This window comes from Vibrio sp. 1457, from assembly GCF_033340195.1.
Lineage (GTDB): Bacteria > Pseudomonadota > Gammaproteobacteria > Enterobacterales > Vibrionaceae > Vibrio > Vibrio alginolyticus.
The window spans coordinates 1-4,707 of sequence record NZ_JAWOWA010000053.1 but is presented as its reverse complement, the minus strand read 5'-3'; the positions used below and the strand labels follow the sequence as shown (position 1 = coordinate 4,707).

Genomic DNA, 4,707 nt, shown 5'->3' with positions numbered 1-4,707 from the left:
GTTGTTAGGGTTGTGGGGGTGATGTGGATTACTTCGAGGCTGTTACATATCCGTATTTTTGGGTTCATTCCTGCCAATGTTACACGACCATCTGAGCTTCTGAGACATATCTGGCGTAGAGTAATTCATAACAATACGACCTGTTTTTTTATTTAGTTTAGCTAATCCGATGTAATCTTTAATAAATAAGGTCTTTGAGTTATTAGAAATATCTGTACCATCATTAGAGCCATAACTAGAAATGACCCACCCACCAATTTCAATTGAGTAATAATAATCTTCTTTAATTCTCAACCAGCCATCTTTGATATCTCCCACAGCCAAATCTCTTAATTTTGGAGTAAGTGATGTTAGTTCGCAGAATAGATGCCTTTTTTCATCATATTTAACGGTGTCGGCGGCATTTCCACTCGATGAAATCACCATCAAAATCAAAAGAATTTTTTTCATTACCCTTCCTGCATTGATTTTCTTGAAATCAGGTTTATATAATAAATTGCTTGCGCAAGTATAAGATAAATAAAATTAACATCAAATGCTAATCTCATTATAAAATCAACGCAGTTCTTAAACTTAAAAAAGGTGAAGTCGGGATTATAAAATGCCATCAAATTTAATAATCAGGAAAATTTTCCACGTCATTTTTCTGTCAATGCTGAGTCACAAATCATTTGCTGAACCACTTAACTACAAGGAAAAAGAATCAGCCTTTATTGCAGCAGGGTATCTCTTAAATCAAAGTTTTTGGCGCAATGATTGTGACGATACGAGCGTTACTTCCGCTGGAGAAATCGACATGGTACGAGATTTAAACCATGATAAAAAACCAGAAGTCCTGATAATGCAATCTAGCTCGTATTGCTATGGCAATGTAGGGTACCATTATACCCTCCTCAGTAAGTTGCCCAATATGAAATGGAAAGTCATAGCTAAAGGGGTTGGCATACCCAAATTTATTGCACATGAGGAATTTAGTTCTTGGCCTGAGATAGAGGTAGGTGGTCCCAGTTTTTGTTTCCCTATTTTGCGATGGAGCGGTAAGGACTATGTGTTTGATCGATACCAATACGATTATAAACCATGTTCTTTAAACAAATAGATCCCCCGTTCAATGGAAATCGAAATATCAGCTAAATAAAACACATATTAACTCTATGTTATCAATAATATGGAGTTAATCATGCTCAAAATAACCAACCTTCAACAACTATCTACCCTCCCTGTCACCATAACACTACAAGACCAAGTCAAATCCATACTCACCGAGCCATTTCATGATGAAGCAGAAACCCAACAAGTATGGGATGAACTGCAATGTGAGCTCTGGTTCCTCACCTCAATTTCCGATGCATCTAGCGACGTCGTCGACGGTGAATTACTGGAACGTGTCCTAACCTACACCGAATTCGAAGACGATCTGGACTATGGAGCAGTGCTTACCCTAAGCGTTGTCGAAGACTCTGGTAAGGGTATCTATCTACTGATGCCTAAGACATTACTCACCGAATTACGCCAATATTTCTCCATCGAGAATGACTAAGGAGGCAGTGATGCAATCCCGAAAATTCAAATTCAATAAACGCCAACTTGACTCACTACCACCGACGCCGCCGTCGAGCAAAAGTAAGGAAACTGAATATACAGACGAGTTGTGTTCTGGCCTCAAGATGATCGTCAACCGCCAAGGAAGGAAGCGTTTCTTGTTCAGATACACATTGCACGGAACCAAGAAATCTATCCAGCTAGGTGAGTATCCAGCGTTAGACATCAACACTGCTCGCCAGATTGCGAATGACCATAAACGGGAAATTGCTCTAGGTAATGACCCCAAGGCTATTCGAGACGAAAAGCGCAACGTCCTTACGTTCCAGGAGTTCTCTGAGCTGCATTACTTACCCTATGCCATGATGAACAAGCTCACAGCTAAAAGTGATGCTGGTAGTCTAAAGCTCCATTTCTATCCGAAATGGGGTAAGAAACCTCTTACTGAGATTGGTCAGCAGGATATTCAGAAATTACTTGATGGATTACTAGAAGGTAGGAAACCTGCAACGGTGAACCGTCTACGTTCCTTAGTCCTTCGTATGTTCAGGCTCGCAATGGAATGGGGCTATGTCGATTCTAATCCCGGTCAGTACATACGGAAACTTAAGGAAAACAACGTCAGACAGCGATTCCTCTCACGCTCAGAAGTTTCTGCCTTCATCAAGGCATGTAACGAAGAACCCAATCGCACCCAAGCTAATGCATTGAAATTTGCGCTACTAACAGGGATGCGCATAGGTGAAATTACCAGCTCAAAATGGGAATGTCTTACCGTCGACGACGACGGCAATTGGAGCCTATTTCTACCACACACTAAGTCGGGATTATCTAGAACGGTCCTACTCAACCAATTGGCTAAGGAAGTCATCCATGATCAACGACGATTTCAACAACCGAAGAACCCCTATATCTTTGCCGGAGATGCACCCGGTAGACCTATCGCTCATCCGAAGAAGGCATTTGCTCGAATCAAGAAAGCTGCCGGGATTACTGACAACTTTCGTATCCACGACTTAAGGCATAGCTTCGCATCGATCCTGATCAACAGCGGAAATGCCACGCTCTATGATGTTCAGCATTTGTTGGGGCACCAATCTCCCCAAACCTCGACTCGTTATGCCCATCTTGCTTCTAGTAGGCTGCGAGAGGTAAGTGCTAATGTAGCTGAGTTGGTGGGGGACGCTTCAAATTCTATCAAGTCCAATTAAGAATTCCAAATGACCTAGTTATGCATTAATATGATATGCGCAACATAAGGATTTGTTGAAGTCTGCGGTAATCCCAACCAATGTAGGCGTGGTCAAGACATTAGTTATAAAAGCTTATTGATTGCGGTTGCTTCGATTCAGATGCTTGCTTTTGCACGGCAGATGAAAGAAGTAAACGGCGGCTAGAAAGAAATTTTTAGTCCTAAGGTAGCGAAATTCCTTAGTAGGTTAGAGTCCTTGTCGGGTAACTCTGTATCTACGACGGGTCAATCAGCTTTTTTTCCTAAACATAAAAGGGGTAACTATGAAACTAACCATTGAAATCGATCCATCAATCATGGCGTTAGCATTGAGATTGACTTTTTCATCAACAGTAATGCTCGTGCTCGGCTCACTTACGAGTTGTGTACCAATTGGTTAACGGTGGTGACTCAGGCGTAGGCGACAAGGAATGTAGAGTTGCCAAAACCTGAACTTAAAATAGGCAGTGTTATTCTGAGTTCTTTATAATTGTAGGATACCCGTCATAACGGAATACCTCACCTTAGTCAAAAAAAAACAGATTTTGGGAGTGAAACTTTCCGCCGCTATAATAGCAATACTTAACTATTTATGAAGTTATTAACCCATCTAGCTATAGATATTCTAATTAGTCGATAACTTTCCCTAAATAACATATCTCTAACCCTCGACTCAACACTTTGAAATCTTATAACTGAGTTTCTTTCATAGTTATATTCGCCGCCGGTAAACTTTCCACTATGAAAATGAGCTGAGCGTACTTCACCATGCATAAAATCTAGAATATTTTCAACTTTTATCTCATCTTTCGCATAGTGACGTATAAAGTTACTAAAATGTTTATTCTTACCATTTTCACACTGAGCTAGAGATTCTATAGCTGCAACTAGATATGATAACCTAACAGTTGGTGAATATTTCCCTGAGGTAGATGCTATTTGATACATAAAGCAACAGTTATTGAATGCCTCTTTTGTTTCAGCAGCAGCGCATTCAAGTTTTGAAAACAACTTTCTTGTTTCACACGGTAAGAATAATAGTTCACCTACATATCGCATGTGAGGAAAAACACTGTTTTTAAACTGTCCACATGCCATCAGCTCTTTTTTCTTAGGCATGCGCGTCAAATCATGGCCGAAGCCATAATAACCAGTTTGGTATATTTTACTTTTAGCATTCGTAGAGTCGCTGACATCTATACACCACTTATGCTCTGTTAACGGGGCGCTGATCCCTACATCAAGTAGTAATGATAATCTAGCAGCTATAATATCTGATTCTACGTTTCCTTTGGCATCAGCATCGGGCCCATCGATGGCATCCACATTTAACTCTATAGAAAAATATCTTTCTATATTACCCCATGTTTTATTACTCGTATCATCGGAAATTGGAGCAATTCTAGTCCCCTTTATCCAATACTCGCCATCTAATTGTGGTCCAGTATATGTGTAATGATATCTTCGGTAAAAAGTTTCCTTTTTATCATCTAATGACTTCATAAGTGAGTCGATGATTAATTTATTTATTTTCTCCTTGTATGCTCCATTTTTATTGTCATCAAACTCTAAGTATTGTAAGTTACCATCTAAATCTGAAGATATTCTTATAAATAAACTATCTTCTTGACCATCTATTTCTCCTGTAATACTGGTTTCGTTGAAATAACTATTACCTTCAAAGTAAGACGAGCCAAAAGACTTTTTTCTAAAATCTTGAAAAAAAACATCTAAGTAATTAAGAAATAATCGAGACCGTTCTTTGTCTGAGATAATTGATAAATCTAATCGTTCCATGATTTTTTTGCCCATAATAATTTTTACATAGAATAAACTTATCAATAAAAGCATATTATGTGTAGTGTTTGATATCACTCCCACAAAAAAAAGTTACAGAACCATTCACCAACAACTGACACTAACACACCAATCTA

5 protein-coding genes are annotated in these 4,707 nt (G+C 39.1%); 3 read left to right on the top strand and 2 right to left on the bottom strand.

The genetic code is table 11. The annotated features are described in order from the left end of the window. Positions 1-42: 42 nt before the first annotated feature. Positions 43-450 carry a hypothetical protein gene (locus tag R7Z41_RS23530; RefSeq protein WP_265132840.1) on the bottom strand — a complete coding sequence of 136 codons (408 nt, stop codon included), beginning with the start codon at positions 448-450 and terminating at the stop codon, positions 43-45. A gap of 151 nt (positions 451-601) precedes the next feature. On the opposite strand from R7Z41_RS23530, the gene R7Z41_RS23525 reads away from it, so the two are divergent. The 3 genes from R7Z41_RS23525 to R7Z41_RS23515 all read left to right on the top strand — a co-directional run bounded on the left by R7Z41_RS23525 (position 602) and on the right by R7Z41_RS23515 (position 2,753). Continuing rightward, positions 602-1,099, top strand: coding sequence for a hypothetical protein (locus R7Z41_RS23525; protein WP_318136431.1), 498 nt, complete (start codon positions 602-604; stop codon positions 1,097-1,099). 81 nt (positions 1,100-1,180) lie between these two features. After that, positions 1,181-1,540, top strand: a complete 360-nt coding sequence (locus tag R7Z41_RS23520) for a hypothetical protein (RefSeq protein WP_318136432.1) — start codon at positions 1,181-1,183, stop codon at positions 1,538-1,540. 10 nt (positions 1,541-1,550) lie between these two features. Continuing rightward, complete coding sequence (locus tag R7Z41_RS23515; protein WP_225468092.1) at positions 1,551-2,753, top strand: site-specific integrase; 1,203 nt, start codon at positions 1,551-1,553, stop codon at positions 2,751-2,753. 602 nt (positions 2,754-3,355) lie between these two features. Here the strand turns inward: R7Z41_RS23515 and R7Z41_RS23510 are convergent. Beyond that, complete coding sequence (locus R7Z41_RS23510; protein ID WP_154219114.1) at positions 3,356-4,570, bottom strand: hypothetical protein; 1,215 nt, start codon at positions 4,568-4,570, stop codon at positions 3,356-3,358. Positions 4,571-4,707: the final 137 nt, after the last annotated feature.

Coding starts and splice junctions, on each gene's coding strand:
- R7Z41_RS23530 (WP_265132840.1), bottom strand. CDS start 450: ATGAAAAAAATTCTTTTGATTTTGATGGTGATTTCATCGAGTGGAAAT.
- R7Z41_RS23525 (WP_318136431.1), top strand. CDS start 602: ATGCCATCAAATTTAATAATCAGGAAAATTTTCCACGTCATTTTTCTG.
- R7Z41_RS23520 (WP_318136432.1), top strand. CDS start 1,181: ATGCTCAAAATAACCAACCTTCAACAACTATCTACCCTCCCTGTCACC.
- R7Z41_RS23515 (WP_225468092.1), top strand. CDS start 1,551: ATGCAATCCCGAAAATTCAAATTCAATAAACGCCAACTTGACTCACTA.
- R7Z41_RS23510 (WP_154219114.1), bottom strand. CDS start 4,570: ATGGAACGATTAGATTTATCAATTATCTCAGACAAAGAACGGTCTCGA.